Below are 25,739 nucleotides of genomic sequence, written 5' to 3' on the forward strand. Positions count from 1 at the left end.
TCTCGGGAGCCACAGAATGCCCTTGCTGACCGAAGACGCAAAAGGCGTCTATGTCATTGCTGTTACACCCTTTCTGGACAATGGAGAGATCGACTGGACCAGCGTGGATCGCATGGTCGACTTCTACGAGGAAAAGGGCGTCATCGGCCTGACCATTCTGGGCCAATTGGGTGAAGCCCCCAAAATGACCGCCGATGAATCCAAGGCCATTGCCAAACGAGTCATTGCGCGAGCCAAAGTGCCAGTCGTGGTCGGCGTCACCGCGCCAGGCCTCGCAGCCATGCGCGAACTGTCCGATTTTGTGATGGAAATCGGCTCGGCTGGCGTGATGGTTGCTCCACCCTGGACCACCAAAACCGACGATCAGGCTTACGCCTTCTACGCCTCGGTTGGCGAAGCGCTGGGCCAGACCCCCTTTGTGCTGCAGGACTATCCGCTGACCACCAATGTCACCATCGCGCCGAAGGTTATCGACCGCATCGTGCGCGACGTACCCAATTGCGTCATGCTCAAGCACGAGGACTGGCCCGGTCTTGGCAAGATTTCGGCGCTACGCGCCTCCTCCGAGAAGGGCGAAACTCGCAGAATTTCAATACTTTGTGGAAATGGCGGCCTGTTCCTGCCCGAAGAAATGGGTCGCGGCGCCGATGGTGCCATGACCGGTTTCTGTTACCCTGAAATGATGGTTGGTGTGGTCGATAAATATGGCAAGGGCGACGTCGAACGCGCCCACGACATTTTCGATGCCTATCTGCCTCTGGCCCGTTACGAACAACAGCAGGGTCTGGGCCTTGCCGCCCGCAAATATGTGCTTGCCAAGCGCGGTGTCATTTCCTCGGCGGCCCTACGCAAACCGGGTGCAAGCCTTTCCAAAATCGACATCAATGATGTCGAGCGGCTACTGGCCAGACAGAAGAAACGCCTCGCGGAGATCGGCGCATGAAACTCGGACTAGACGGCAAACATGCGCTGGTGCTCGGCGCCAGCAAGGGGCTTGGTGCGGCCATAGCTCTGGCTCTGGCCAACGAGGGCGCTGCGGTTATCGGCGCGGCCCGCTCGGTTGAGGCTATTGCGGCGCTCGACGCGTCGGTTGATCGCACGCTGGGCGGCAGCATAAGCGCTCTGCCGCTCGATCTTTCCGACCCTGCCTCGGTCGACACCCTGACCGCCAAATTGGCAGCTATGGGGAATGTCGACGTCCTGATCAACAATTCCGGCGGTCCGGCGCCGGGTGAGGCCTTGACCCTTCCCGCTAGCGATTATGCCAAGGCTTTCAACACCATGGTCGCTCCGTTGATGGCCATTACGCAGGCGGTGCTGCCCGGCATGCGTGCCCGAAAATGGGGTCGCATTGTCACGCTCACCTCGTCCGGCGTTGAAGCTCCTATCCCCCGTCTGGCCATTTCCAATGCACTGCGCCAGTCGCTCGTCGGATGGAGCAAAACGCTGGCAAGCGAGGTCGCCTCCGATAATGTCACCGTCAATGTCGTCGTTCAGGGCCGTATCCATACCGATCGCGTGGTTGAACTGGACGCTGCCGCCGCCAAGCGCCTTGGCAAGAGCATTGATGAGGTCCGCGCTCAGTCGTTGGCCACTATTCCGGCAGGCCGCTACGGCAAGCCCGAAGAACTGGCGGATTTTGTAACCTTCCTTGTCAGCGATCGCGCAGCTTACACGACCGGCAGTCTGCTTCGCATTGATGGCGGAATGATCAGGTCGATCTGAGATTCGCTGAGCGAGGACCGCCGGCTACGGGCGGAAGTCCGCTTGCCCTGGCATCTTGATTAGCCCTCTCAGTACCGACAAACGCTCTTCGTACGCTGTCGAAGAAATGGCCAGCATCTGATGGCAGGTTTCAGGGATTCAAGGGACCCTTCTGAATGACCGTTCTGGGGCGCTCTGCTGCCGGACGTCAGTGCGTCCGATCAATCCTGCCACCCTTCGCATCGAACCTCAGGATGGCCTGCTCGCTCGCCTGAAGGACAACATTGTCGCCGTGACTGAAGGCTGCAGTACCCGATACGCGGGCGATCATCGGCTCTTCCAGACCAATGTCCGCATAAACATAGGATTCTGATCCCAGATTTTCGGTGCGATGTACTGTCCCCGTCCAACCGTCTCCACTGGACGTGACCGACAGGTGTTCGGGGCGCACACCGATCGTTGAGGCACCAAACCTTGCCGCATGTTTGCCGGTGAGCAGGTTCATCTTCGGCGAGCCGATGAAACCTGCGACGAACAAAGAGGCGGGGCGTTCATAGAGATCGAGCGGTTTTCCTACCTGCTCGATCCGGCCAGCATTGAGCACCACTATACGATCCGCCAGGGTCATGGCTTCGACCTGATCGTGCGTCACGTAGATCATCGTCGTGTCGGGGAGCGATTGCTTCAGCGTCGCGATTTCAAGGCGGGTCTGCACACGCAGGGCCGCATCCAGATTGCTCAACGGCTCGTCGAACAGGAAGACCTTTGGATCCCGCACGATGGCGCGGCCAATAGCGACACGCTGGCGCTGGCCGCCCGAAAGCTGTCGCGGCAAGCGGTCCAGCAATGGCTCGAGCTGCAGCTTGCGCGCCGCGTCGCGCACCTTGGAATCAATGTCCGCTTTGCTCAGTTTCTGGATCTTGAGCGCATAGGCCATGTTGTCGAACACGCTCATATGCGGGTAGAGCGCATAGGACTGAAACACCATGGCAATGCCGCGCTGGGACGGCGGCACATTGGTGACGTCCTTGCCGTCAATGTTCAGCGTGCCACCGCTGACCGTCTCCAACCCCGAAATACACCGGAGCAGGGTCGACTTGCCACAGCCGGATGGCCCGACGAAGACAACGAATTCGCCTGACGGAATTTCCAGATTTACATTCCTGAGGATGTCGAAGGCGCCGAAGCGCTTTTCGAGATTGCTGATCGTGAGTTTGGCCATGAATGCGGCTCCGGTCGACCTAGCGGACGAACACGGCCTTTTCGGTTTCGCGTTGATCGAAGAGGCGGAAGGCGGTTTCGGCTTCATCGAGCCGGAAGGTGTGGGTCGCCAGCCGTTCCAGGTCGATCCTGTGCGTCGATAGGGTGGCGAGGATGTCCTGGTATTCGTTGATGCCGAAATACCACGAGCCGAACACGGTCAGTTGCTTACGAATGAGTTGGTCGCTGGGGCGGATGGTGGTCTGGGCATTTTCTCCGACAAAGGCCATCCGACCAAGCGGGGCCAACGCGTCGAGTGCCATGTTGTGGGCGGCGGTATTGCCCGAGCAGTCGATGGCGCCGGTGAGCCCCTCGCCTCCGGAGAACTCCCGCATAGCCTGCGCCGCCTGGGGATCGGTGGGGTCGAGCACCAGGTCGGCGCCAAGATTCTCGGCAAATTGCCGCCTTTCGGCGATGGGGTCGAGGGCCACGACCTGCCCTCCCAGCGCCTTGGCCGCCAGTACGCCGGCCGATCCCATGGGGCCGAGACCCCAAATGCCGATGCGGGATAGCCCGTTGACGCCGACCTTGCGGCAGGCGGAGAAAAGTGTGCCGAAGGCATCAGTGGAGATGGCTGCGGCGACGGCAGACATGTGCTCCGGGACCCTGAGCAGATTCCGCGCTGGTACCTTGATGAATTCGGCATTGCCGCCATCATAGGTGAAGCCGAGGCACTTCCACTTTGCGCAAAGGTGCATGTCGCCGCGCCGGCAATGGGCGCAGACACCGCAGCCGATGGCGAGGTAGACCGCGACGCGATCGCCCACGGCAAATTCCGTTACCGCCTCGCCGGCGGCGACAACGGTGCCTGCGGGCTCGTGGCCGCAGACGAAGCCCCCTGTCGCCTCCCCTCCCCCGACAACGGCATTGCCATAGTAGAGGCTGAGATCGCTGCGGCAGATGCACGAGGCATGCATTTCAAGCAGCACATCGTCCGGCCCCACTTCGGGCACGGGGATCGAGCGGATTTCCACTTGCTTATTGCCGGGCAGGAAGACGGCTTGCATTTGGGACACGGAATTTCTCCTGTTACTTGACGGCGCCAGCGGTGAGGCCGCGCACAAAGGATCGCTGCATGGCGAGGAACAGCACGACGAGCGGCGCAAACGCGATGAGACCCGCGGCAGCAATCCCTCCATAGTCGACGCCGTAGCGGCCCTGGAGGCTCGCCGCCCCTACCGTCAGCGGCTTGAGGCTTTCGGTCTGGAACACCACGAGCGGCAGCAGGTATTCCTGCCAGGCGAAAAGGAAGGTGATCAGCCCCAGGGACATAAGGCCAGGCTTGACCACCGGCACGACGATGGTGAGGAAAATCTTGAACAGGCCGGCGCCATCCATTACCGCCGCTTCGATGAGTTCGTCGGGCACGTCCTGCATGACCGTGCGCATCATGAAGACCGAGAAGGGCATCAGCAATGCCGCCTGGGGCAGGATCACCCCGATGCGATTGTCGATGAGGCCCAGCGCCTGAAGGTTACCGTAGAGTGCCACGATCACCGAGGGCGCCGGCACCACGAGACCGGCGAGAAACAGCCCGAACAGCGCTTCCTTGCCGCGGAAGTTCATCTTGGCAAAGGCGAACCCTGCCAGAGGCGCCGTCAACACCACGAGAATGGTCACGCTGACGGCGGTGATGACGCTGTTCATGAAGAAGGTGGCAAAGCCCGCTTCGCTCCAGATGCGACCAAAATTGTTGAAGTTGATTGGCCAGCTTAAGGTCAGCGGCCCGGAAAACAGGTCGGCTTCACTGCGAATGGCTGCCAGGAACACCAAGTAGACCGGGACCAGCGCATAGAGCGCAAAAACCAGGAGGATCAGGTTCTGAACGAGACGAGTGCTCTTGGTCATGATTTCCTCAAGAGGGCAAAGGCGCCGGCGCTGATGGAAAGAACTATGATGAGCAGCACGACCGAGAGGGTTGCGGCATAGCCGAAGTCACCGACAAGGAAGAAGGTCTTGTAGATGTGGGTTGTGAGCACTTCGGTGGAATATCCCGGCCCGCCCTGGGTCGTGACCCAGACCAGGTCGAAGAAGCGCATGGCCTCGATCGCGGCATAGAGGCCGAGAAACAGTGTAGAGCCGCGCAGCAGGGGCACGGTGAGGTCCCGGAACTTGCGCCACCAGCTGGCACCGTCGATCGAAGCGGCCTCGTAGAGCGAAGGATCGATCGACTGGATAGCGGCCAGGTAGATGATCACGCAGAAGCCGAAGAAGGTCCACGCACCGACGACGTTGAGAGAGAGCAGCGCGGTATTGTCCTGCGCTAGCCAGGCACCGGCCAGCCCGCCGAGACCAACTGCCTCGAGCGCGAAATTAAGCAGGCCGAAGATGGGATTGTAGATCCAACCCCAGATGATGCCGGCGACCACCAGCGGGATCGTCCGAGGGATGAAATATATCGCTCCCAACCAGCGCACCACACTGGCGTTGCGCTCGGCCAGGATTGCGGCAAGGACCAACCCGGCGAGGAGCGGAAAGGCCAAGGTCAATACTACCCAGATGGCATTGTGCCAGAGCGCGGTCCAGAACACACCGTCAGCGAGCAGCCGCCCGTAATTGGCAAGGCCGATGAAGTCGCCGGCAATGCCGTTGTCCCAGTCAAAGAAGCTGAAGCCGAAGATCTGCAGGATGGGCAGTCCGACGAACAGCAGGTAGAGGGCCAGTGATGGCGCCAGAAACAGATAGGCAGATCGGGTGGTCAGCATGGGCACTCCAACGGGCTAGAGTGGTGGGCCCCCGAGGGAGCCCACCTGAGACGGCCAGGCGCGGTCAGGGCACCCAGCGCTCACCATTGTCAATGGCCGTTTCCCAAGCTGCATCCATGGCGCTCAGGAAATCATCGGGGGTCACGTCACCGCCGATGAGCCGCTGCAGTTCGGGGTAGAGCACCTGGGTCACGCTTTCGGGCAGGGTTGTATGCAGATCGTAGAAGTTGGCATCCGACGTCGCGAGGCCCTGAGTGAAGAATGACTTGACGATGGGCAGAGTGTCCCACTGCTTGAGTTCCTCAGGGGTCGTGCCGATTGGGACAAGATAGCCCTTCTCGACCCAGACCTTGCGGCTCTCCGGCGAGATCAGGCAGTTTATGTAGGCAGCGGTTGCGTCCTTCACTTCCTGACTGGCATTGGCGGAAACCTGCCACTGCGAGCCCTCGCCCCACATGGTGCCCGGCGGCACGCCGTCGGCGATCGGGGGCAGCATGAAGACGCCGAGGTCGAACGAGGCACCTCGCGCCATATCCTGCAGCACCCAGGTGCCTGTAATGGTCATGGCGGCCCGGCCCGAGAGGAACAGCGCATTGGCTTCATCATAGCCGATGCCATTGAAGCCTTTGGGGAAGTAGCCGTTCTTGGCCCAGGACTGGAAGGTCTCCGCCGCCAGCTTGAACTGGTCATTGGTCCAAGACGCATCCCCAAAGAGCACGGCTTCCTCGCCATCCTTGCCAGCGGTGAGGCCAAGCAGCAGGCTCAAAGTATTGGTCGCTGGCCAGCGGTCGCGGTTGCCGAAGGCGATGGGTGTGATGCCCTTTTCCTTGAAGGCTTCAACCGCGGCCTGGAACTCGGCATAGGTGGTGGGGACGGCTATGCCGTTTTCCTCGAAGAGGGTCGGATTGTAGTACACCCCCATCAGGTCCTGCTCCATCGGCACGCCATAGATGGCACCATCGAAGCTGTTGCGACCGCGATAGAAGTCGTTGATGCCCTCCCATCCATACTGCTCATAATAGTCGTCGAGCGGCGCCAGGGCACCAACTCGGGCATAGCCTGCCAGCACTGATGCGGCCGGCCAGGTATAGGCAAGGTCCGGTGTCTTGTTGGCAGAGACGGCAAGACGATAGCTGTCGCGGATGCCGATCGAAGGCGCGATTGTGCGCAGCACGGTGGCGCCACCAAGATCGGGCTCGCAGGTGCCAATCAGTTCGTCCATCGCCGGGCCGGCGGCCGTAATGCCGGCCATGGCAAACTGATCCCATTGCGTCACCACGGTTTGGGCCGTTGCGGTCTGAATCGAGACGCTTGCAGTGATGCCGGCCGCAAGCAGCACGGGCAGCGACCGTCGGGTCGAAAGTGTCATAGTTTCCTCCTTCTATGAACAATAGTGATCTGGGTGTCCGGCTCTCAGGCCAGCAACGAACGGATATAGTCGTGAGCGCGCCGGGCTAGGTCGTCCGGCTCCACATTGCGGCGATTGAAGCCGATCTCCATGGTGAGATAGCCTTCAAAACCCTCGGTCTTGAGGGCATCGAGCAAGCTCCGGTAATCCACCACGCCGCTGCCGGGTGGTTCCCGGTTCACGTCGGCGAAGTGGATATGGGCCAAGTCGCGACCCAGGCGATGCACGTAGTCGGTGGGCACTTCGTTGCGGTAGAGCGTATGAAACGTGTCGAACATTGCCTTGACGTTTGGCAGATCGACCTGCGCCAGCATCGCGATAAGGTCATCGCAATCGTCGACGAGATTGCTGTCGGATGCCGTGGGCTCGACGGCAATTGTAATGCCAAGCGGACGGGCAAACTCGGCGATTTCGCGCAAGGCATCGCGGCTCCAGCCCCAGGCCTGCTCGCGGCTGGTGCCGTACACCTGCCAGCCGGCGACATAGAGCAGCGTCTTGCCGCCCCATTCAGCGCAAAGCTCGGCGACCTGCTTATACTGGTCGATTGCGCCCGCCCGTTCCAGCGGGTTGGCCGATGCGACATTGAAACCGGGGCCGCCGCCTGGGGCAGGCAACATGCTCGAGACGGCCAAGCCGTAGTCATCGAGGACCTGGCGGATTTCGCGACGGCGCTCCCTGGTGAGATATTCGGGATAGGCATGGGGGCTGGCGGCGCCGATTTCGATACCGTCATAGCCGATGCGCGCAAGGCGCTTGATGACCTCTTCGAGGGGATAAGCCGGCACCCAGACCGGAAAGCTCGAATAGACCCAGGTGTTGAATGCCAGTTTCAAAACTCTTTCCTCCGTCAGGCAAGGCGATCTCGTCGCAGGAAACGAGTTCCCACGAAAGGCCGGCGTTCTTTGCGCCAGAGGCGCTTTTTAGTCATGATCAACGCTTACGGGACTACACTGAGGCGAACCACCCGCGAAGATGTCCAAATTGGATAGAATTTAATGGCATTTTGGTCCTACTGCTTGTCCCGCCCGCGCATGACCGCTTCAGCACGGCTTTGCGCCCTGGCTAGAGCATCGGCGCGGCTCTTCTGCCCACTGAGCATGTCGTGTATTTCTTCTCCGGCTATCGTGATCAGAGCAGAAATACCGGGAACGGGTGGCCGGGGCCATGCGCGCAGGACACCCTGGCGCGCAATGGTGTCAACGATACCGATTATCGGTGAAATGGCCCTCACTTCCGGATCGCGATTGACACTGAATCGCGGGCTAGCAAGGCTACCATTGGTCACAAAGAGCTTGGCCGCACTTGCCGATGTCAGCGCTTCCAAGGCTGCCCAGGCCGGTGCAATCCGTTCCGGCGCGATATTGCTCGGAATTGCCAGGGCGTAGCCGCCCAGGGGTGAAATCGGCCTGCCTGTCAGCCCAGTGGGCTGCGGGAGATAGCCGGTTTTTCCGTATGCCGGAGAATTGGGATCGCGCTCGAACAGGTTCACAAGCAGGGTATGTGCATAGGCAAGGGCCGCATGGCCGCTGGTATAGGCGCGCGCACGATCATACCAGGTCATGGAGAGGATGCCTGGTGGCGAAACCGCCAGAAGGGATTGCAGATAGTCAGCCGCCACGTGAGCCGCTTCGCTGTCGAACATTGGACGCAGGTCGGCGTCGGACATGTCCTCGGGCAGAAAGCCGTCGGCCGCCTGGCTAAGGTTTACGATCGGCTGGCCATGGGCCGCCATGGTCACCATGAAGGTATGCCCCAGTGCTGTGCCCCTTCCACCATTCCAGGCAATTCCGAACCGGCCGCGCTCAGGCGCATGCAAGGCGCTTGCCACGGCAAGCGCGTCGGAAGTGGTCCTTGGCGGTTCGAGGCCCGCCTCCTCCAGCAGGTCTGTCCGGTAGACGAGAAGCTCAGCTGTGCTCAGCACGGGAATGCCATATTGGTGGCCACGACGGCGGGCGCTGGCCATGGCATCTGGCAGGAAATCGGAGGTATCCATTTCTGACTGGACGATGAGATCGTCTAGTGCGCGCAGGCGGCCATGCCGGACCATATCGCCGAACCAAGGCAGGTCGCAGGCTATGATGTCGTACGCCGAGGCCGGGCGTTGTCCGTTCTGGACAATTTCGGCGTGCAGGCGATCTATGGACAGGGCTTTGGACTGGATCGGGACGCCAAGGATCATCTCAAACTGGCGCTTGAGCGTGTTCATGGCCATGAATGTGGGATCCGCATGAACTAGCAGTCGCAACCCACGCGGCAGCGCCAGTTTGGTTTCCAGCACCGTGGGTGGCGGAATGACAGAAGCGATGTCGGCCACAGGCTTTCGCACCACCCCTGCGCCATCGCCGCTCACCTGATCGATCAGGCGGCGAGTATGACCGGCGAACAGTTGCCAGCGGCGTAGAAGTTCCGAGGTGGGATGCAATGAAAAGGAACGGCCAGTCGCGGTGCGGGTTCGCCTAACAAGGAACCCGTCGGCTACGAGCCCCTCGATCGCTCGAAAGGCGGTGCCGTAACTCAGCCCCGAAGCTGCGGCCAGGGAGGACATGGTGGTCAGCCGCCCGCTGACGTGATTGCGCATCAGGTGGAGCACGATGCCCAGATCACGCGAGTCTATCCCCAGATGACCGCTGGTCGTGCTGCGCAGGGCATCCACAAACTCGATGGTCTGCATCATGGCAACGTTGGAGGCCGACCGTACAGCCGAGGGATCCTGTGCCTCATAGGGGCCTTCCGGAAGCCCCCCTGTCCGGTCAGGTTTCTGCACTCGAGAAGATCTGGCCACGCATTACACCTGTTCGCGCCTTTGCCGCACCGTGCGGCCGTGGCGGCTATACCGCCACAGCCCGCCTGTCAGGGCACCGGCCGCAGATCGGCCTCGGTCAAGACACGCTGCGCATCTTCGGCGAGCAGCCATCCCTCTGCAAGAAGCTTGTCGACCGAGGCCCCCGCCTTGGCCACGTAGTTCTGGTGCACGCCCACTACGCCATAGAGTTCGTGCAGCTTGGCAGTGCCGAAATCGATCTAGTGTCCGAAAGACCAGGCATAAGCAACCCTTCGACGGGAGTGGCGCTCTCGAAGTAGGTCGCGGTGGGCACGTCGAGATAGGGGCTTCGCACCCCCCGCAGCACACTGAGGATTGCTTCTTCAAAGCGAACCAGGGCGTTGGCACCCATGCGGTCGACGAGGACACGTTACCCGGAGATTCCTTCGTTGAGAACGGCCGTTGGACGTCGCCCTTATCCTGCAGTCGCTTCGCCAGCACATCGGGCCATCGAGTATTTGCGTCTGCGGTAGACCCGTCACCATCGGTGATTGAATCTCCAAAGGTGACGATGGCGCGCGCGTCTTCCGGAGCGTCCACGGTGATGGCGCTCAGGAAAAGCCGTGCCAGCGTCGTGTTATCAGACACGATCTCAACATCTGCAGTTTTGTTTCCAGGGACGATATAGGCCATTTGGCGCCCGCCGCTATGAACGGTCGAAGTCGGCGTGACATCCGGAAAATAGAGGCTGACGGCTACTGAACCCAGTGGGGGCACATCAAGGTCAACAGGGTCGCTGATCATTGTGGCGCCAGCAGGTATGGTAATGGACTCCATGCCGCTAAACACTGCCGGCCATGGTGACTGCGCCTGTACAATGCAGAGCAACGCGCGCCTCACCAACTACCATCGGCTGTTCGCCATATTCGTTGGAAAGTGTAATGCGCACCTGTGTGCCGTCCATGGAAACTCGGGCGACCAGGCGGACCGTCTGGTCCCAAAGGTTGCGCGGATAGCCCAACGGGGCCAGGAAGTCGGGGCCCCATACGGGTTGGGGCGCAGCAGCCCAGGTATCGATCCACCCTTCTGCAAAGGCCGCGCTTCCCCCAGGACTGATGCCTGCGGCTAGAGCCAGGGCGAACGCCAGTTTCTTCCCTGTCCTTTTCCACCCTCTTAATGAGCCAGCTCCGGCTCTTTGCCCCCTTTCTTGAGACAATACGGACTTGTCGCAACGCATAGATGTCTCCTCGGTTTTTGGTGTGTGATGCGTGCTCTTTTCGGCACGCCTTCACCGTTGGAGAGATCGAATGCCGGCATGTCTGCCAGGGAACCCGGGTCCGACCGCTTGGTAGTCAGGCGGGACGTGTGCCCGCCTGGCTCAAAGCCACGGCGAGAATGATGATCCCGCCGCGAGCGATAAGCTGCTGGGAATATTCGAGGCCCATCAGGATGAGGCCATTGTTGATGACACCGATCATCAGGGCGCCGATGATCGAGCCCACCACGGTGCCCTTGCCGCCGAAGAGGCTGGTGCCGCCCAGCACCACGGCCGCGATTACCGACAATTCGTCGCCTTCCCCGAGCTGGAACCGCCCCGTCTGCAGCCGCCCGGCATAGAGCATACCCGCTAGGGAGGCGGTGACTGCGGAGATGACAATGACCCAGAGCTTGATGCGGCTGGTATTGATGCCGCTATAGCGCGCCGCCACGACATTGCCGCCCACAGCCAGGATCTGCCGACCGAACTTGGTGCGGCGCAGGACAACGTGGCCGATGACACCCACGACCAGCATCCAGAGCAGCAGGGTTGGGATCGGCCCGATATTGCCGCCGCCGAAAATGGCCGGATAGGTGCGGTCGAGCACGGGAATAGCGGCAGTGCCGGAAATCCACATGGCCGTGCCCTTGGCGATGCCCATCATGGCCAGCGTGGTGAGGAAGGTCGGGATCATCAACCGCGTCGAGAGGAACCCGTTGATCAGCCCAACAGTGACGCCGGTCATGATGCCTGCGGCAATGCCCGCCGGCAGCCCGCCCCAAGCGACAGCCATGGCCGTAGTGACCGAGGCCAGTCCCGCAACCGCACCGACCGAGAGGTCGATTTCTCCGGACGACAGGACCAGCGTCATTGCCACCGCCATGACGGCGATCATGGCCGTCTGCCGGGCGATGTTAAGGATGTTGTTGGGCGCCAGGAACCCCTTGTCGTACAGGGTGATGGCAAAGAACGCGAACACAACGACAAAACCGATATAGATGATGTTCTGCCGCCAGGTGCGCTTGAAATAGCCCAATGGTGTTTCGCGGCCCGCCACTGCCAGATTGTCAGACATGGTTTCCTCCCCGCTGCACAATCAGCTGCAGCTTTTGTTCGGCGCGCAATTCGGCTGCGTCGCCAGTCGTGGTCAAAAGGTCCGCCTTGTCGATCGTTTCGACCAGACGCCCGCCTGAAATCACCGCGATACGGTCGCTGACGGCGGCAAGCTCGGCAAGTTCGGACGAGATGAAGATGATGGACTTGCCTTCGGCGGCGAGCGCGCGGACCAGCCGCAGCACCTCTCCCTTGGAGCCGATGTCGATGCCGGCCGTGGGCTCATCCATGATGAGAATGTCGGGATCGGTCGCCAGCCATTTGCCGATCACGATCTTCTGCTGGTTACCGCCGGAAAGGGAATTGGCAGGCGCTTCGCGCGAAGCCGTCTTGATGGCGAGGCGTTTGATCAAATCGTCCGCTGTGCTGCGCGATTTCATCCGATCGACGAAAGGGGTCGAACCGAGGCGCTTTAGGATGGGCAGCTCGATGTTGTCCTGGATGGAATGGGCCAGGACCAGCCCCTGCCGCCGCCGGTCTTCGGGCACCAGCGCCAGGCCGAGTTCGGTGGCATGCCGCGCCGAGCCGATGGAGATTGTTTCTCCCCGCAGCGTAATGGTGCCGCTGGCAATCGGTTCGAGCCCAAAGAGCATGCGAGCCAGTCGGCTGCGCCCTGCCCCCAGCAGGCCCGCAATCCCAAGCACCTCGCCGCGCCGGAGCGAAAAGCTGACATCACCATCCCGGCGCAGCTTGCTCGCGAGGTGCTCGACCTTGAGGATAATGTCGTCCTGTACCGTAGACTCGGTCGCGAATTCGGACAGGTCACGGGTTTCCTTACCCATGATGTCGGCAATCAGCGTCGCCAGGGTATAATCGGTGATTGGACGGCTATCGATCAGCCGCCCATCGCGCAACACGGTCGCATGGTCGGCAATGCGGAAGATTTCATCCATGCGGTGGCTGACATAGATGATCGCCTTGCCCTCGCTCCGGAGGCGCCGCAGTAGGTCGAAGAGGATATCCACCTCGCTCGCGGTGAGCGCCGAGGTCGGTTCGTCGAGAACCAGCACCTCGGCATTCTGCGACAGGGCCTTGGCGATTTCCGTCAACTGTTGCTGGCCGGTGGAGAGGTCCGCCACCATGGCAGTGGGATCGACGCTCACCCCCATCGAGGCAAAGATGGCGGCACTGCGCTGCTCCATCGCCCGGTCGTCGATCAGTCCCGCCGATGTCAGCGGTTCGCTTGCGAGAAACACGTTCTGCGCCACGCTCAGCGTCGGCACCAGGCTCATTTCCTGGAAGATCATGCCGATGCCCTTGTGCCGGGCCAGTTGCGGGGAAAGGCGTTCGAACGCCTCCCCTCCAATGATGATGCTGCCGCTATCGGGCGCCTGGACGCCGCGCAGGATCTTGAGAATGGTGGACTTGCCGGCCCCGTTCTCACCCAGCAGCGCATGGATCTCGCCATTGCAGACGCTGAGGCTGACCTCACGCAGCGCATGGACGCCGCCGAAACGCTTGGAGATCGCATCCATCTCCACCGCGATCGGCTTGATCGCCATCTCGGTCACGGAATGTCTACCCACTGGCCGCTCTCGCCCGAGGCGAGGATGGCGTCGGCGATCAGGGCGATCCGATACCCGTCCTCGAAATTGGGCGATGGCTGCTGGCCGGTGACGATGGCGGTGCACAGATCGTAGCATTCCACGATCTTGGTCTCGCCATAGCCGATGCCGAGTGCCGGGATGGGCCAGAGCCCCGATCCGTAGGGATGGGCGGGACCCGTATAGACCGTGCGGAAGCCGCGTGCATCGCCGACGTCATCGGCGAACATGACCTGGAGTTCGTCGCGACGCTCGTAGTTGAAAGCCAGTGATCCCTTGGTGCCGTGGATTTCGAAAGTGAGGAAATTATTGCGGCCATAGGCATTGCGGGTGGCTTCTATCGAGCCGATGGCACCGTTGGCAAACTTGAGCATGGTCAGCATTTCGTCATCGACGTCGACCGGGCCGCGTTCAGCATTCTTGTCGCCGCCGCCGACGCCGAGCTTGTCGACGCCTTCCGCCTGCTTGGGGCGGGTGGGGATGTGGTTCTTGACCAGCGCGTTGACCGAGGCGATCTCGCCGATGAGGTAGCGGGCGAAGTCCACGACGTGTGTCCCGATATCCCCCACGGTGCCGGAGCCTGCAATCGATTTCTGGAAACGCCAGGACAGCGGGCTGTCCGGATCAGCGGACCAGTCCTGCAGATAGGTGCCGCGAAAGTTGAGAATATCGCCGATGCGGCCTTCCTCGATCAGCTTCTTGGCAAGGGCCACGGCCGGGGTGCGGCGGTAGTTGAAGGCCACCATGTGGATGGAGCCGGACCCCTGGACCGCGTCGAGCATGCTTTTGGACTCATCTCCTGTCCGAGCCAGCGGTTTCTCGCAGATGATGTGCTTGCCGGCCCTGGCCGCGGCAATAGCAATCTCGGCATGAGAATTGTTTGGCGTGCAGATGTCGATGATGTCGATGTCGGGCCGGGCAACAACGGCGCGCCAGTCGGCAGTGGCCTCTTCGAAACCAAAGCGGTCACGTGCCGTCTCGGCCATCTCCTGATTGACGTCCACGACCACCTTGCGCACCGGGATGGCGGGTGCCGGCCAGAAGAACATCGGCATGGCGGCATAGGCCATGGCGTGGGCCTTACCCATGAAACCGCCACCGATCATGGCGACATTGAGCTTTCGCATTTTGCTGTCTCGCTTTTGGAAATGTTGTGCAGGGACGGCTCGGGAGGTTCCGTCCCCGCAATAGGTGCCGGGAGGCGCACCTAGTTCATGGAGTCCCGGACCGTGGCCGGTGCTTCGGTGGAATAGACGGCCTGCCAGGCATCGAGCAGGTTGTCTTTTTCGACCGGCAGGGCGGGCAGGGCCACATAGGCCGGCGCGTCTTTGCCGAGCAGGCCAAAGCCGGCGAGCTTGGCTTCGGTCACGCCTTGGTCGAACGGCCGCTGCGCGCCCAGACCCTTGACGAAACCGCCGCGTGCCATGTCAATGGCGACATTCTCGCCCAGATCGATAGTGGTGATGACAAGGTCATCGCGACCATTGGCGCGTGCTGCGGAGATTACGCCTTCGGCAGGCACGTCCCAAACTGCCCAGATACCATCGATACCGGCATTCCCCACCATCATCGCCGAGGCAGCCCTATCGGCATCACCGGTAAAGTCGGGTCCACCTATCCCCTGTTCGGCGACGATCTCGATATCGGGGTAATTCTGCTCGATGGTGGCCTTGAACGCATCGTAGCGCTGGCGCGTCACGAAGAAATCTGCGGCGTGGTAGACGATGCCGATCTGGCCTTCGCCGTCCAGCGCCTTGGCCATGAGGTGGGCGGATGCAACGCCATTGCCGTAGTTGTCGGCGGAGACGACACTGATATAGTCGGTACCGGCGGTGAACCCGGCCGGGACATTGTCCATAAAGACCAGCTTGACGCCAGCCTCGGCGGCTTGGCGGTAAGCGCTGGCGGTGGCCGTCGGATCGGTCGGGATCGACACGATGATATCGGGGTTCTGCGCCATGATGGTTTCGATGTCGGAAACCTGCTTGGCCGAATTGAAGCCGGCATCAGTGGTAGCAATAACCTCGATGCCCATGGCGGCGAACTGGGTCTGCAGGCCATTGATCTGGGCTTGGCTCCAGTCGTCGCCACCGTAGTGCATGACTATGGCCGCAGTGGCGCCCATAGCCTTGATCTCGGCCAGTTCGTCATCTGTGAGATTGATCTCCGAGGGCGAAACCGGGCTTTCGCCGCCCGGGCCGGTGCTCAGTGTCTGGTTGGCGAGGGCCGCCAGTGCCTCGTCCGGGCTCTGCGCGAAGGCAGCTCCGGCGATCGTCCCCGCGAGCAGTGCCGCACCCAGCAGCGCTGTCATCTTTAGATGTCCCATGGTTTTTCCTCCCTGTGGTGACTTTGGTGTTGGCCTGATCAGGCGAAGTGCCGTTTCAGGAATGCGTGGCTGCGCGTCGCTCCCTCGAAGGGATCGGGCCAGCTATCGAGCTCGGCCATGACCCAGCCCGAATAATTGATGTCCTTGAGCGCCTGGATGACCGCGCCGTTGTCTAGGTCGCCTCCGTCGAGCGGAGTAAAGCCGAACGGCTCGCGCTGCAGGCCCTTGAGGTGCACCAGTCCAATGCGCCCCGAAAATTCGCGAACCTGTGCCGCCGGATCACCCCCGGCCGCTGCCAGATGGGCCGTATCGGGACAGAAATCGAGGTGGGTGAGGCTGAAGATCCTGGTGACTTCAGCCGGGCCCTCGACGATGGTCGACAGGTGCGGGTGGTAATGGGCGCGCAGTCCGGCGCGGCGGACGATCTCTCCCGCTTGGTCGAGGGCTTCGCCTAGACGCTTGTAATCGTCATCCTCGATGCCGCCGGCCCGCTTCGCTCCGCCCCCGATGACATAATGGCTAGCGCCGGCTTCGGCCGCCGCGGCGGCGACGCGCTCGATCCGGGCCAGTTCTTCGTCCAGGATATCGGGGAAGATGAAATTGCCGCCCGAATAGGTCGATACCAATTCGAGGCCGGCATCGGAAAGTTGGCGGCGGAGGTCTGCGGGGGTCTGGTCCAGCAAGTTGCCGTCAAAGACCTCCACGCCCTCATAGCCGGCCCGAGCGATATCGGCGAAGGCACGATCCATGTCGGCAAAGGTTCGGTAGGTCAGCTCGGTGACCGAGGTCACCCCCACGGCATTGCCGCCAAGCGGCCCCCAGCAATTGGCGTGATAGGCCAGCTTGACGGCCATGAAGTCCTCCTCAGAACACATCCGGCGCTTGCCGGGAATTGGTTTGGCGTATTCGCCGTTCCGCTATTGCCCTGAGGTTACGCACCCTAAAAATGCGAAGTCAACACCAAATCAGCATAAGCGTGTTTTCTTTTGTCGTAAAATAAACAAAAGAGGTGACTTGAAGCAAAAAAGCGACCGAGCTAGGTTGTGTAGAAAGCCAGATGAAGGGGTGGATTCGTGGCGGAGGAGAAAACAACGCTGCGATCGGTCGGCCGCCCCCGCAGCGTCGACGCGGCCCAGGCAAGCCTCGCCTTGCTGCTCAATCTGGTGCGAACCGGAGCGGCCACGACGCGGCAGGAACTTGAACGCAGGTCCGAACTGGGCAGAGCAGTCGTCGCCGACCGGTTGGCAACGATGATCGAACTAGGCCTGCTCAAAGAGGGCGAACTGGGCCAAGCCACCGGCGGACGAGCGCCCCGGCAGATGCGGTTCCGACAGGATGCCGGCTCGCTGCTGGTTTCCGCGATTGACCAGAGTTCCATCGCGCTCGGCATTGCGGATCTCAACGGCCAGATGCTGGTGGAGCATCACGAAGCGGCCCAGCTCGATGCCGGACCCGAGGCCATTCTGGACCGGCTGGCAACCATCTTCGACTGGCTGCTCCAGGAAACCGAGAAACCTGCCCCATGGGGCATCGGCCTCGCCCTGCCAGGTCCGATCGAAAAGCCAGCGGCAGATTTCGAGATCGTGCCGGTCCTGCAGACCATACAATCATGGCAGGGATTTCCCTTTCTCGAGCGTCTCTCGATGCGGTTTGGCGTGCCGATCTTTGCGCGCAGCGGCGTCCAGACCATGACCATGGGCGAAGCCAAGGCGGGCGGTGGCCGCGGGCTTAGCGACATCATCTATGTCAAATTGGGCCGTTCGATCAGCGCTGGCCTGATTTCCGAAGGCCAGTTGCATCGTGGCGCCCAGGGCGCAGCCGGCATGATCGGACACAGCAGGGTTGGCGACGAGCTACTCGAGGCGGTGGCAGGTGCAGAAGCCATCGCCCGTGAAGGCAAGGCGGCCGCCGAGGATGGGCGCAGTCCCTATCTGGCACAGACGTTGGAGCGGCAGGGCGAACTGTCCGTCGTCGATATCGGGCATGCGGCGCAACTGGGCGACCTGTTCTGCGTCGAGCTGCTGGGAAGGTGCGGTCGCCTGGTGGGTGAAGCGCTCGCGCCGCTCACCAACCTGGTCAATCCGTCGCTGATCGTTGTCGGTGGGGTCGTCGCCGAATCGGGAGGCGACAGCCTGCTCGCCGGCATTCGCGAGGCGGTGTATCGTCAGTCCCATCCCATGGTGTCGCGCGACCTCCAGATCATGCGCTCGCAGATGGGCGCGTCCTCCGGTCTTGTCGGCGCCGCTCAGGTAGTGTTGGAAGAGCTGTTCGCCCCCGCCATGTTGCAGGGCTGGGTCGGACATGGATCACCACTGCACCATCCCGAATTCCAGAAAAGCTTGGAGCGCGTCACCGCCGCACTGGCATCCAAGGCAGCGCAACCTACGGGGCGCGTTGCGCCATGAACAGCAAGACGCCAGGGGATACCGCCATGTCGATTGCAGGCCTCGGCCCCCACGGGGAGCGCGCCGTACCCGCTGATCAGATCCAGTTGACCCAGACAGACGCCGCCCAGGCGCGAGGCCGACGGTTTTCGGTAGCAGTGGTTCTGCACACCACAACCAGCGACTGGTCCAAGCAGGAACTGGCCGGCATCGCCGCAGCGCTGGGCCTTTACTCTGCTGCCTTGGTGGAAGTGGTCGACTGCAATTTCGACTTCGAATTGCAGGTGGCTGCGCTGGCAAGACTGGCGCGCGAGAAAGTGGATGCGGTCATCTCCATACCCATCGGCAATGCGCGCGTTGCGCAGGCGCATCGCGCTCTGACCCAGAGCGGTCGCAGGCTGGTGCTGCTCGACAACGCTCCTACCGGCATGCTTCCGGGCACCGACTATGCCAGCGTCGTCTCCACCGACAATTTCGGCCTGGGGCAGAGTTGTGCGGCGATGCTGTCGGCGCACATTCCACAAGGCGGGGCCGCCGGCATCCTTGGCTATGGCATCGATTTCTTCGCCACGCATGAACGCGAGATCGCTTTCCGTAAATGGATGGGTAGTCACCGGCCCGACGTCACCCTCGTGCGGGAGCGGTTCGCGGACCTGGATGGTGCCGGTGCGGCAGCATTGGCGATGGTAGAAAAGACCCCCGGTCTCTCAGGCATTTTCGCGGTCTGGGACGTGCCTGCGATGAAGGCGGTGCAGGCACTTGCTCAGAAGAATATCGACATTCCCATCACCACGGTGGACCTTGGCAATGAGGTGGCCCTCGACATGGCGCGCCACGGAATGATCAAGGGGGTGGGCGCTCAATTGCCATATGACCAAGGCAGCGCCGCAGCGCGGGTGACACTGGCCGCCCTGCTGGGGCTGCCTGTGCCACCATGGGTGGCGCTGGCCGGCCGGGAGGTTACACCATCAGATGTCATCGAGGCCTATCAGGTGATCTGGCACCTGCCGGCGCCCAGGACCATCATCGAAAGCGTGCGGTCATCGTTCGCCGCACAGATCCAAGATGCAGGCGAATAGGCTTGCGCCCAGGCCCGTGACTCAACGGCCCCAAAGTGCGCGGATACGGCTAGAATTCTTCTACTAGGTCCGCCTGAGCGCGGCAAACCTCTCAATCGCAGGCGCCTCCCAGTTTCGGTGAGAGGGCATGAGATTGGCCGGCGCGTCTGCAACTGATGCATCAGGGCGTAAGCCGATTGGCGCGACCCGAAAAGACTCAGCTCCGATGGCACCGCCAAAGTCAGCGTCGGCTTTCAGGATAATGTGTGAGCGGCTTGGGCGACCGGCAAGGGGCGCGTTTCAGTCGCCTAAGCGGGGTGTCCACGGGCCGTCAGATGCCGATCAGCAGTCCGGCATACATCTTGATGGCGGTGAGTGTGAGAAAAGCGCCAAAGCCATAGGCTAGGGCTTCGCGGGGAATCGTGTGGGCGGTCCTGGCGCCCCAGGGCGCGGCCAGCATCGAAAGCGGAATGATCGCCGTGACCGCGACCAGATTGACATAGCCCAGCGAAAATGGCGGCAGGCCGGCGACGTCCCAGCCGGTGATGACGTAGCCAATCGTACCGGGAATGGCGATGATGAAGCCGATGGCCGAGGCGGTGCCAACGGCACGGCGGATATCGGTACCGAAAATAGTCAGGATCGGCACACCCAGTGTGCCTCCGCCAATGCCCATCATTGCTGAGATGGTGCCGACCAGGATGCCCAGGGCGGATTTGACCACGCCGTTGGGGAAGTCATCGAAGAGTTTGTGACTTTTGGCCCGAAGCACCATGTTCGCGGACACGATGAGCGCAGTCGTCGCAAAGACCACCGACAAAACCTGTCCATCCACCATACCCGCAATGATCGTGCCCAGCACGACACCGACAAAAATCATCGGCCCCCAACTTTTGAGCAGCGCAAGATCGACTGCGCCAGCCCTGTGGTGGGCCCGGGCAGAGGCGAGCGAAGTTGCCATGATCGTCGCCAGGGAGGTAGCGACGGCCACTTTCATGCGAATGGACGGGTCAACGTTGAAGGCGCCGAGCGCAATGTCGAGCACCGGCACGATGACGATACCACCCCCGACCCCCAGCAGGCCCGCGACGAAACCGGCGACCAGTCCGGTGACGGCCATGGCAGCGATCCAGCCGCCAATTTGAATGATCAGATCCACGTCAGAAGTCCTTAATAGCCGAGGGCGAGGCCGTCCTTGCGGTGGTCCGACCCACCAATCAACAGCCCACGTTGGTGGTCGATATAGATGGCCTGGCAGCCTCCAATCGGATCACTGGCCCAGGCGACCTGGTGGCCGCGCCGCTCAAGATCGGCCCGCACAGCATCGCCAAATCCTGCCTCCAGGGTCAGCGTGCCATTGAAGGCAAAGCTTCGCGGCACCTCATTGGCGCGCTGCGGGTCGTAGCCGCGATCGAACATATGCGAGAGAAAATGGGCGTGCCCCACGGGCTGAAATTGCCCGCCCATGACCCCGAAGGGCACGAGTGGGCGCCCATCCTTCATTACCAAAGCCGGAATGATGGTGTGGAGCGGGCGCTTGTCCGGCGCCAATTCATTGGGGTGGCCCTCTACCAGCGAGAAACCACTGCCACGGTTCTGAAGCAGGACGCCGCTGTTGGGCGCAAGTATGCCGCTGCCAAAGGCGTTGAAGAGCGAATTGATCAGCGAGACGACGTTGCGATCCTTGTCGACAACTGTCAGATAGACCGTGTCGCGATGCATCGCTTCGCTCCAGATCGCCGGCGGTTGGACGCGGTCGAGTGCAATCCTGCTGCGCAACCCCTCAATGAACCCGTCCGATAGGATGTCGTCCACCGGCATGGGCATGGTCGCGGGGTCGGAGATCAGAAGATCGCGCAATGTATAGGCGGCATTGCTGGCTTCGGCGAGCAGGTGCACCCGGTCGGCCTCGGAGATGGCGCCGTCTGAAAGATCGAAACCGTCGAGAATGCGCAGCATGACCAGCGCGGCCAGCCCCTGACCATTGGGCGGGCACTCAAGCACATCATAGCCGCGGAATTTTGCGGCAATCGGCTCGACGAAATTGCCTCCATGGTCAGCAAAATCGGCTAGTTCGTGCGTGCCGCCCATGGCGTTGAGCCTGGAGACGACCTCCTCCGCGACCGGGCCTTCGTAAAATCCCGTGCGCCCCTCTTTGGCGACGCGGCGCAGGGTTTCGGCCAGCTGCGGATGCGTGAAGATGTCACCAGTGCGCGGCGGTGTTCCGTCCTGCAAGTAGCAGCCGGCGGCATCAGCATCAGCTGCGACAGTGGACTTGTAGCGCGCCCAGTCCAATGCAACGCGCCCGGTGACGCGATAGCCCTTCTCAGCCAGATTGATTGCCGGTTGCAGGAGCCGGTCGAGGCCCATGCTGCCATAGGCCTCGGACAGATGACACCAGGCGTCGACAGCGCCGGGCACGGTGACGGCATGCGGACTGCCGGCATCGATCTGTGTCATCCCCTGTGCGCGCAGTTGTTCGGCGGATATGCGTCTTGGCGCGCGCCCCGAGCCATTGAAAGCAGTGGGCGCCTTTCCTGCGGAGGCGACAATGGCAAAGCAGTCGCCGCCGATCCCCGTCATGGCTGGCTCGACCACGCATTGCACCGCGACGGCCGCAAGGGCTGCGTCCATGGCATTGCCGCCCGCCCGCAGGATGTCGATGGCCGCCATGGTCGCCAGGGGATGCGAGGTCGCCGCCATGCCGTTTTCGCCCAATGCGGCGGAGCGGCCGGGAGCAATATAGTCGCGTTCGAGCATGTCTATCGGTCCTGACCTATTGGAAGACGGCTTTGAGATCAGCGGGCATGGCGGAGGCGCGACGCGCGAAGATGTGGCTGGCAACGAGAACAGCGAGCACAACGAGATAGGGTGCCGTACCCAAAAGGTGCGGCGAGAGCTCGAAGCCTGCTGATTGCAGGCGCAGCGTGGCGACTTCCGTCAATCCAAAGAGCAGACAGACAGGCAGCACCAGAGCCGGTTTCCAGCGCGCCACGATCACCAGGCCCACGGCCACCAGACCGCGGCCCTTGGTCATCTCCTGTGCCCAGGTCTGGGTATAGTCGACTGAGAGGATGGCGCCACCAAAGCCAGCCAGCAGGCCGCCCACCATGATGGCGGTCACCCGGACCCTTGTGGGTCTTATACCGTTCTCGGCGGCAACCAGAGCGGATTCACCCACAGCCTTCCAGTGAAGGCCGGGGCGCGTCTGGTTGAGCCACCATGCCGCAAAGATCACGGCCAGCAGCGCCAGCGGGGCCGCAAGGGTCATCTGCGAAAGAACCTCGCCAATGATAGGTATTCCGTCGGTCCAGTCCGTGCCCAGCGCCGGCAGGGGCGTGACCTGCTGGCCGACCAAAGTGCGACCGACATAGGAGGTGGCGCCCAGCGCGATCATCCAGACAGCAAGGCCGGAGCCAATCTGGTTGGCGCCCGCACCCAGAACCAGCCCCGCATGCAGGAGTGAGAGCGTGGCCCCTGCGAGCGCGCCGGCCGTAAGCCCAAGCCACGGATTGCCGGTGGCGACGCCGACAGCAAAGCCGACACAAGCCCCCAGCAGCATTTCGCCTTCTGTTCCCAGGTTAATGATGCCGACCCGCTGCACCAGCGTTTCGCCCAAAGTGGCAAAGATCAATGGCGTGGCACTGCGCAGTGTCGCAATGCCCCAACTGGCCAGTATGGCGATCAGTTCTGTACTCACGACGCGTTCCTCCAGCGTGCCAACAGGCCCGGAACCGCCAGCGCGGCTGCAAAGAGCAGGCCCTGCAAGATGACGGCACTGGCCGCGGGAACTTTTGCGAACATCTGCAAGGCATCGCTGCCGGCCACCAAGCCGCCGACGCAGAGCGACACGGGCAGGATGATCAAGGGTTGGTGGCGGGAGAGCCAACTGACGAGGAAGCCAGTGAGGCCATAGCCCAGGGATATGGATTGTTGCAGGCGGCCCTGAATGGCGGAGACTTCGGAAATGCCGGCCAGGCCCGCCAGCGCGCCTCCGACACTCATCAGCACGATCACCCAGAAGCCGAAACTGAGCCCAAATGTTTCGCCAACCTTGCGATTGCCAGCGAGGATGCGAACCTTGTCGGCCCAGCGGCTGTGATTGAAATAGACATGAAGCGCCAGGGCGGCGATTACTCCGAGCAGCAATCCGAGATGAATGCGACTACCGGGCAGTGCTGGCAGCACGGCAGCGGGCGGGAATTGCATGGTGGCCGGCCAGCCCTGACTGGCTGGATCACGCCATGGTCCAAAGACCAGGGCCGCCACAAGCAAGACGCTGACATAGTTCATCAGCAGCGTCACGATCGTCTCGTTGACATCGAGACGTGCCCGCAAAAGCCCGGGAACATAGCCATACAGCGCCCCACCGGCCGCGGCGCAGAGCAGCATGAGAGGGAGCAGAACCGGGGCGGGCCAGGTCGGGGCCAGGAGAACAATCGCCGTACCGGCAATCGCGCCAGCATGCAGTTGCCCTTCTGCGCCCACCGAGATCAGGCCCAGTCGCCCTGGTACCGCAGCGGCCAAGGCGCAGAGGAGGATCGGGCCAGTCTTGGCCAGCGTCTGCGACAGGGAGTAGCTGTCCCCGACGGCAAATTGCACCAGCGCCGCCAGCGTTTGCAGCGGCGGTTGGCCCAGACCGATGAACAAAGCGATCGCCAGGGCAAGAAAGACGAGAACTGTCAGAATAAAGGGCGCTGACGCGCTCAGAAGGCGGGTACTCACGCTGCGGCCTCCGTCTCGGTCAGGCCGATCATATGGGCCCCGACAACTTCCCTGGTCAGTGTGCTGCTATTGTCCAGAAGCGCCACCAACTGCCCCTCTCGCATCACAGCAATGCGATGGCATCCAGCGAGCAGGTCATCGAGATCCTCGGATATCCACAGAACGGCCGCACCGGCAGCGGCCTGGGCGAACATGGCGGCATAGACCATTTCTATGGCCGCCAGATCGAGGCCCATTGTCGGGTAGCAGGCTAGAACGGCCTGGCGCTGGCCGCCCAGCTCGCGGGCGCTGACCAGCTTCTGGATATTGCCGCCCGACAGGGTTCCGGCCGTCTTCATCGGATCTGGTGGATTGACGTTGAAGCGAAAGAGCAGGTCACGACCTGTGACTGGGGGCCGATTGCCCTGGGCAAGTTCGCGCAAGGCCAGGTTGCGGGCCAGGGTCATGGTGCCAACCACGCCATTGTCGCGTGGCTGCTCCGGAATGTAGCCCAAGGGCGTGGCCACGGCGTCGTAGGGGTTGTGCCGGGCAATCGACACGCCGTCTAGCAGCACGTCCCCTCCGGTCAACGGCTCCACCCCGGCAACGACTTCGGCCAGCAGCGCCTGACCGTTTCCGGCCACCCCGGCGACCCCGACGATTTCACCGGCGGCGATGCTGAGAGACACATTCTGCAATGCCATTTCGGGACGGCGTGCCGATAGATTTTCAAGCACAAGTCTAGGGACGATCTTCTCAAGCACCGGTGGGCGCTGAAGCTTGCGTTCAACGCTTTGCCCCATCATCAGGGCCACAGTCTCGGTTATGCTGCGAGCACCGCGTTCGGCAATGTCCACCACGCGGCCGCGCCGCATGACCACGATCCGGTCGGCGCAGGCCTCGACATCGGCCAGCTTGTGGGTAATCAGCGCGACAGCCACGCCCCGACCCGCCAGTTGCTTGATGAAACCATGCAGACGCTCCGCTTCGTCTGGCGTCAGCACAGAAGTAGGCTCATCGAGGATGACGAGACGTGCATCGATGTTGAGAACCTTGCAGAGCTCAACCAATTGCTGCTCTCCAACCGAGAGCGACCCCACAGGACAGTCCGGGTCGATGTGCGGCGCCAGCTCAGCCAACGTCGCGAGGACGTCAGCAGTGTCGGTATTGCGCCGACTTTTCCAGAACGGTGTCCTAGGCCAGGAGAGCAGCAAATTGTCCCGCACCGACAAGGCCGGCAGCAGTGAAAAATGCTGGAACACCATGCCAATGCCGGCGCGCATGGCGTCGGCAGGCCCGTTGATCTTGTCGGGCGCATCATGGATCAGGATTTCCCCTGCGCTGGCCGGGTAGAGGCCGTAAAGCATCTTCATCAACGTGGATTTGCCCGCGCCGTTCTCGCCCAATATGGCGAGGACCTCACCGGCGCGGATGTCGAGGCTGGCGTTGTCGACGGCCACCAGATCGCCGAACCGGCGTGTAACGCCCTCGAACTGCACAAGGCTGTCAGGCAT

The 25,739-nt window shown here is 62.0% G+C and carries 22 protein-coding genes and 1 pseudogene; 4 read left to right on the forward strand and 19 right to left on the reverse strand.

Translation table 11 applies throughout. The features are described from left to right. The first annotated feature begins 16 nt into the window (after positions 1 to 16). On the forward strand, positions 17 to 943 hold the full coding sequence (locus tag GO014_RS07915) for a dihydrodipicolinate synthase family protein (RefSeq protein WP_157289891.1): 927 nt from the start codon (positions 17 to 19) through the stop codon (positions 941 to 943). After that, complete coding sequence (locus tag GO014_RS07920; protein ID WP_157289892.1) at positions 940 to 1,725, forward strand: SDR family oxidoreductase; 786 nt, start codon at positions 940 to 942, stop codon at positions 1,723 to 1,725. The genes GO014_RS07915 and GO014_RS07920 overlap by 4 nt, the downstream gene beginning before the upstream one ends. A gap of 187 nt (positions 1,726 to 1,912) precedes the next feature. Here GO014_RS07920 and GO014_RS07925 read toward each other — a convergent pair whose 3' ends face one another. The 14 genes and pseudogenes from GO014_RS07925 to GO014_RS07980 all read right to left on the reverse strand — a co-directional run bounded on the left by GO014_RS07925 (position 1,913) and on the right by GO014_RS07980 (position 16,933). After that, the gene (locus GO014_RS07925) at positions 1,913 to 2,926 is read right to left on the reverse strand and encodes an ABC transporter ATP-binding protein (RefSeq protein WP_157289893.1); all 1,014 of its coding nucleotides are present in this window, start codon (positions 2,924 to 2,926) and stop codon (positions 1,913 to 1,915) included. Positions 2,927 to 2,945: 19 nt separating this feature from the next. Continuing rightward, complete coding sequence (locus GO014_RS07930; protein WP_157290342.1) at positions 2,946 to 3,971, reverse strand: zinc-binding dehydrogenase; 1,026 nt, start codon at positions 3,969 to 3,971, stop codon at positions 2,946 to 2,948. Positions 3,972 to 3,993: 22 nt separating this feature from the next. Then, complete coding sequence (locus GO014_RS07935; RefSeq protein ID WP_116588762.1) at positions 3,994 to 4,812, reverse strand: carbohydrate ABC transporter permease; 819 nt, start codon at positions 4,810 to 4,812, stop codon at positions 3,994 to 3,996. After that, complete coding sequence (locus tag GO014_RS07940; protein WP_116588761.1) at positions 4,809 to 5,669, reverse strand: carbohydrate ABC transporter permease; 861 nt, start codon at positions 5,667 to 5,669, stop codon at positions 4,809 to 4,811. Before GO014_RS07940 ends, GO014_RS07935 begins: the two co-directional genes overlap by 4 nt. A 64-nt stretch (positions 5,670 to 5,733) precedes the next feature. Further along, positions 5,734 to 7,038 (reverse strand): ABC transporter substrate-binding protein, encoded by a 1,305-nt coding sequence (locus tag GO014_RS07945; protein WP_157289894.1) that lies wholly within the window; start codon positions 7,036 to 7,038, stop codon positions 5,734 to 5,736. Positions 7,039 to 7,082: 44 nt separating this feature from the next. Continuing rightward, the gene (locus GO014_RS07950) at positions 7,083 to 7,910 is read right to left on the reverse strand and encodes a sugar phosphate isomerase/epimerase family protein (RefSeq protein ID WP_116588759.1); all 828 of its coding nucleotides are present in this window, start codon (positions 7,908 to 7,910) and stop codon (positions 7,083 to 7,085) included. 176 nt (positions 7,911 to 8,086) lie between these two features. Beyond that, the gene (locus GO014_RS19105) at positions 8,087 to 9,859 is read right to left on the reverse strand and encodes an extracellular solute-binding protein (protein ID WP_157289895.1); all 1,773 of its coding nucleotides are present in this window, start codon (positions 9,857 to 9,859) and stop codon (positions 8,087 to 8,089) included. A 68-nt stretch (positions 9,860 to 9,927) separates the two neighbouring features. Continuing rightward, entirely contained in the window at positions 9,928 to 10,098 is a 171-nt protein-coding gene (locus GO014_RS19110) for an alpha/beta hydrolase domain-containing protein (protein ID WP_343030908.1), read from the reverse strand. 214 nt (positions 10,099 to 10,312) lie between these two features. Further along, positions 10,313 to 10,675, reverse strand: a pseudogene (locus GO014_RS19635) (SGNH/GDSL hydrolase family protein); the annotation flags it as partial. 515 nt (positions 10,676 to 11,190) lie between these two features. Beyond that, on the reverse strand, positions 11,191 to 12,171 hold the full coding sequence (locus GO014_RS07960) for an ABC transporter permease (protein ID WP_116588755.1): 981 nt from the start codon (positions 12,169 to 12,171) through the stop codon (positions 11,191 to 11,193). Continuing rightward, positions 12,164 to 13,735 (reverse strand): sugar ABC transporter ATP-binding protein, encoded by a 1,572-nt coding sequence (locus GO014_RS07965; protein ID WP_343030857.1) that lies wholly within the window; start codon positions 13,733 to 13,735, stop codon positions 12,164 to 12,166. The genes GO014_RS07960 and GO014_RS07965 overlap by 8 nt, the downstream gene beginning before the upstream one ends. Next, positions 13,717 to 14,880 (reverse strand): levoglucosan dehydrogenase, encoded by a 1,164-nt coding sequence (locus GO014_RS07970; protein ID WP_157289896.1) that lies wholly within the window; start codon positions 14,878 to 14,880, stop codon positions 13,717 to 13,719. Before GO014_RS07970 ends, GO014_RS07965 begins: the two co-directional genes overlap by 19 nt. Before the next feature lie 80 nt (positions 14,881 to 14,960). Continuing rightward, positions 14,961 to 16,079, reverse strand: coding sequence for a substrate-binding domain-containing protein (locus GO014_RS07975; protein ID WP_116588753.1), 1,119 nt, complete (start codon positions 16,077 to 16,079; stop codon positions 14,961 to 14,963). Positions 16,080 to 16,117: 38 nt separating this feature from the next. Next, entirely contained in the window at positions 16,118 to 16,933 is an 816-nt protein-coding gene (locus tag GO014_RS07980) for a sugar phosphate isomerase/epimerase family protein (protein WP_157289897.1), read from the reverse strand. Between the two features lie 219 nt (positions 16,934 to 17,152). Here GO014_RS07980 and GO014_RS07985 point away from each other — a divergent pair, with 219 nt between their 5' ends. After that, positions 17,153 to 18,484: an ROK family protein gene (locus GO014_RS07985; protein WP_210252430.1), complete on the forward strand. Its 1,332-nt coding sequence runs from the start codon at positions 17,153 to 17,155 to the stop codon at positions 18,482 to 18,484. 26 nt (positions 18,485 to 18,510) lie between these two features. Further along, positions 18,511 to 19,542: a substrate-binding domain-containing protein gene (locus GO014_RS07990; protein WP_157290345.1), complete on the forward strand. Its 1,032-nt coding sequence runs from the start codon at positions 18,511 to 18,513 to the stop codon at positions 19,540 to 19,542. A 310-nt stretch (positions 19,543 to 19,852) separates the two neighbouring features. On the opposite strand, the gene GO014_RS07995 is transcribed toward GO014_RS07990, so the two are convergent. The 5 genes from GO014_RS07995 to GO014_RS08015 are packed head-to-tail and all read right to left on the reverse strand — an operon-like array spanning position 19,853 to position 25,739. After that, on the reverse strand, positions 19,853 to 20,680 hold the full coding sequence (locus GO014_RS07995; protein WP_343030859.1) for a sulfite exporter TauE/SafE family protein: 828 nt from the start codon (positions 20,678 to 20,680) through the stop codon (positions 19,853 to 19,855). Between the two features lie 11 nt (positions 20,681 to 20,691). Further along, the gene (gene ggt / locus GO014_RS08000; protein WP_157289898.1) at positions 20,692 to 22,281 is read right to left on the reverse strand and encodes a gamma-glutamyltransferase; all 1,590 of its coding nucleotides are present in this window, start codon (positions 22,279 to 22,281) and stop codon (positions 20,692 to 20,694) included. 16 nt (positions 22,282 to 22,297) lie between these two features. After that, positions 22,298 to 23,221 carry an ABC transporter permease subunit gene (locus GO014_RS08005; protein WP_157289899.1) on the reverse strand — a complete coding sequence of 308 codons (924 nt, stop codon included), beginning with the start codon at positions 23,219 to 23,221 and terminating at the stop codon, positions 22,298 to 22,300. After that, a complete protein-coding gene (locus GO014_RS08010) occupies positions 23,218 to 24,246 on the reverse strand; it encodes an ABC transporter permease subunit (protein WP_157289900.1) in 1,029 nt (342 codons plus the stop codon). The genes GO014_RS08005 and GO014_RS08010 overlap by 4 nt, the downstream gene beginning before the upstream one ends. Next, positions 24,243 to 25,739 carry an ABC transporter ATP-binding protein gene (locus GO014_RS08015; RefSeq protein ID WP_157289901.1) on the reverse strand — a complete coding sequence of 499 codons (1,497 nt, stop codon included), beginning with the start codon at positions 25,737 to 25,739 and terminating at the stop codon, positions 24,243 to 24,245. The genes GO014_RS08010 and GO014_RS08015 overlap by 4 nt, the downstream gene beginning before the upstream one ends.

Source organism: Devosia marina, from assembly GCF_009758415.1.
GTDB classification, from domain to species: domain Bacteria; phylum Pseudomonadota; class Alphaproteobacteria; order Rhizobiales; family Devosiaceae; genus Devosia; species Devosia marina.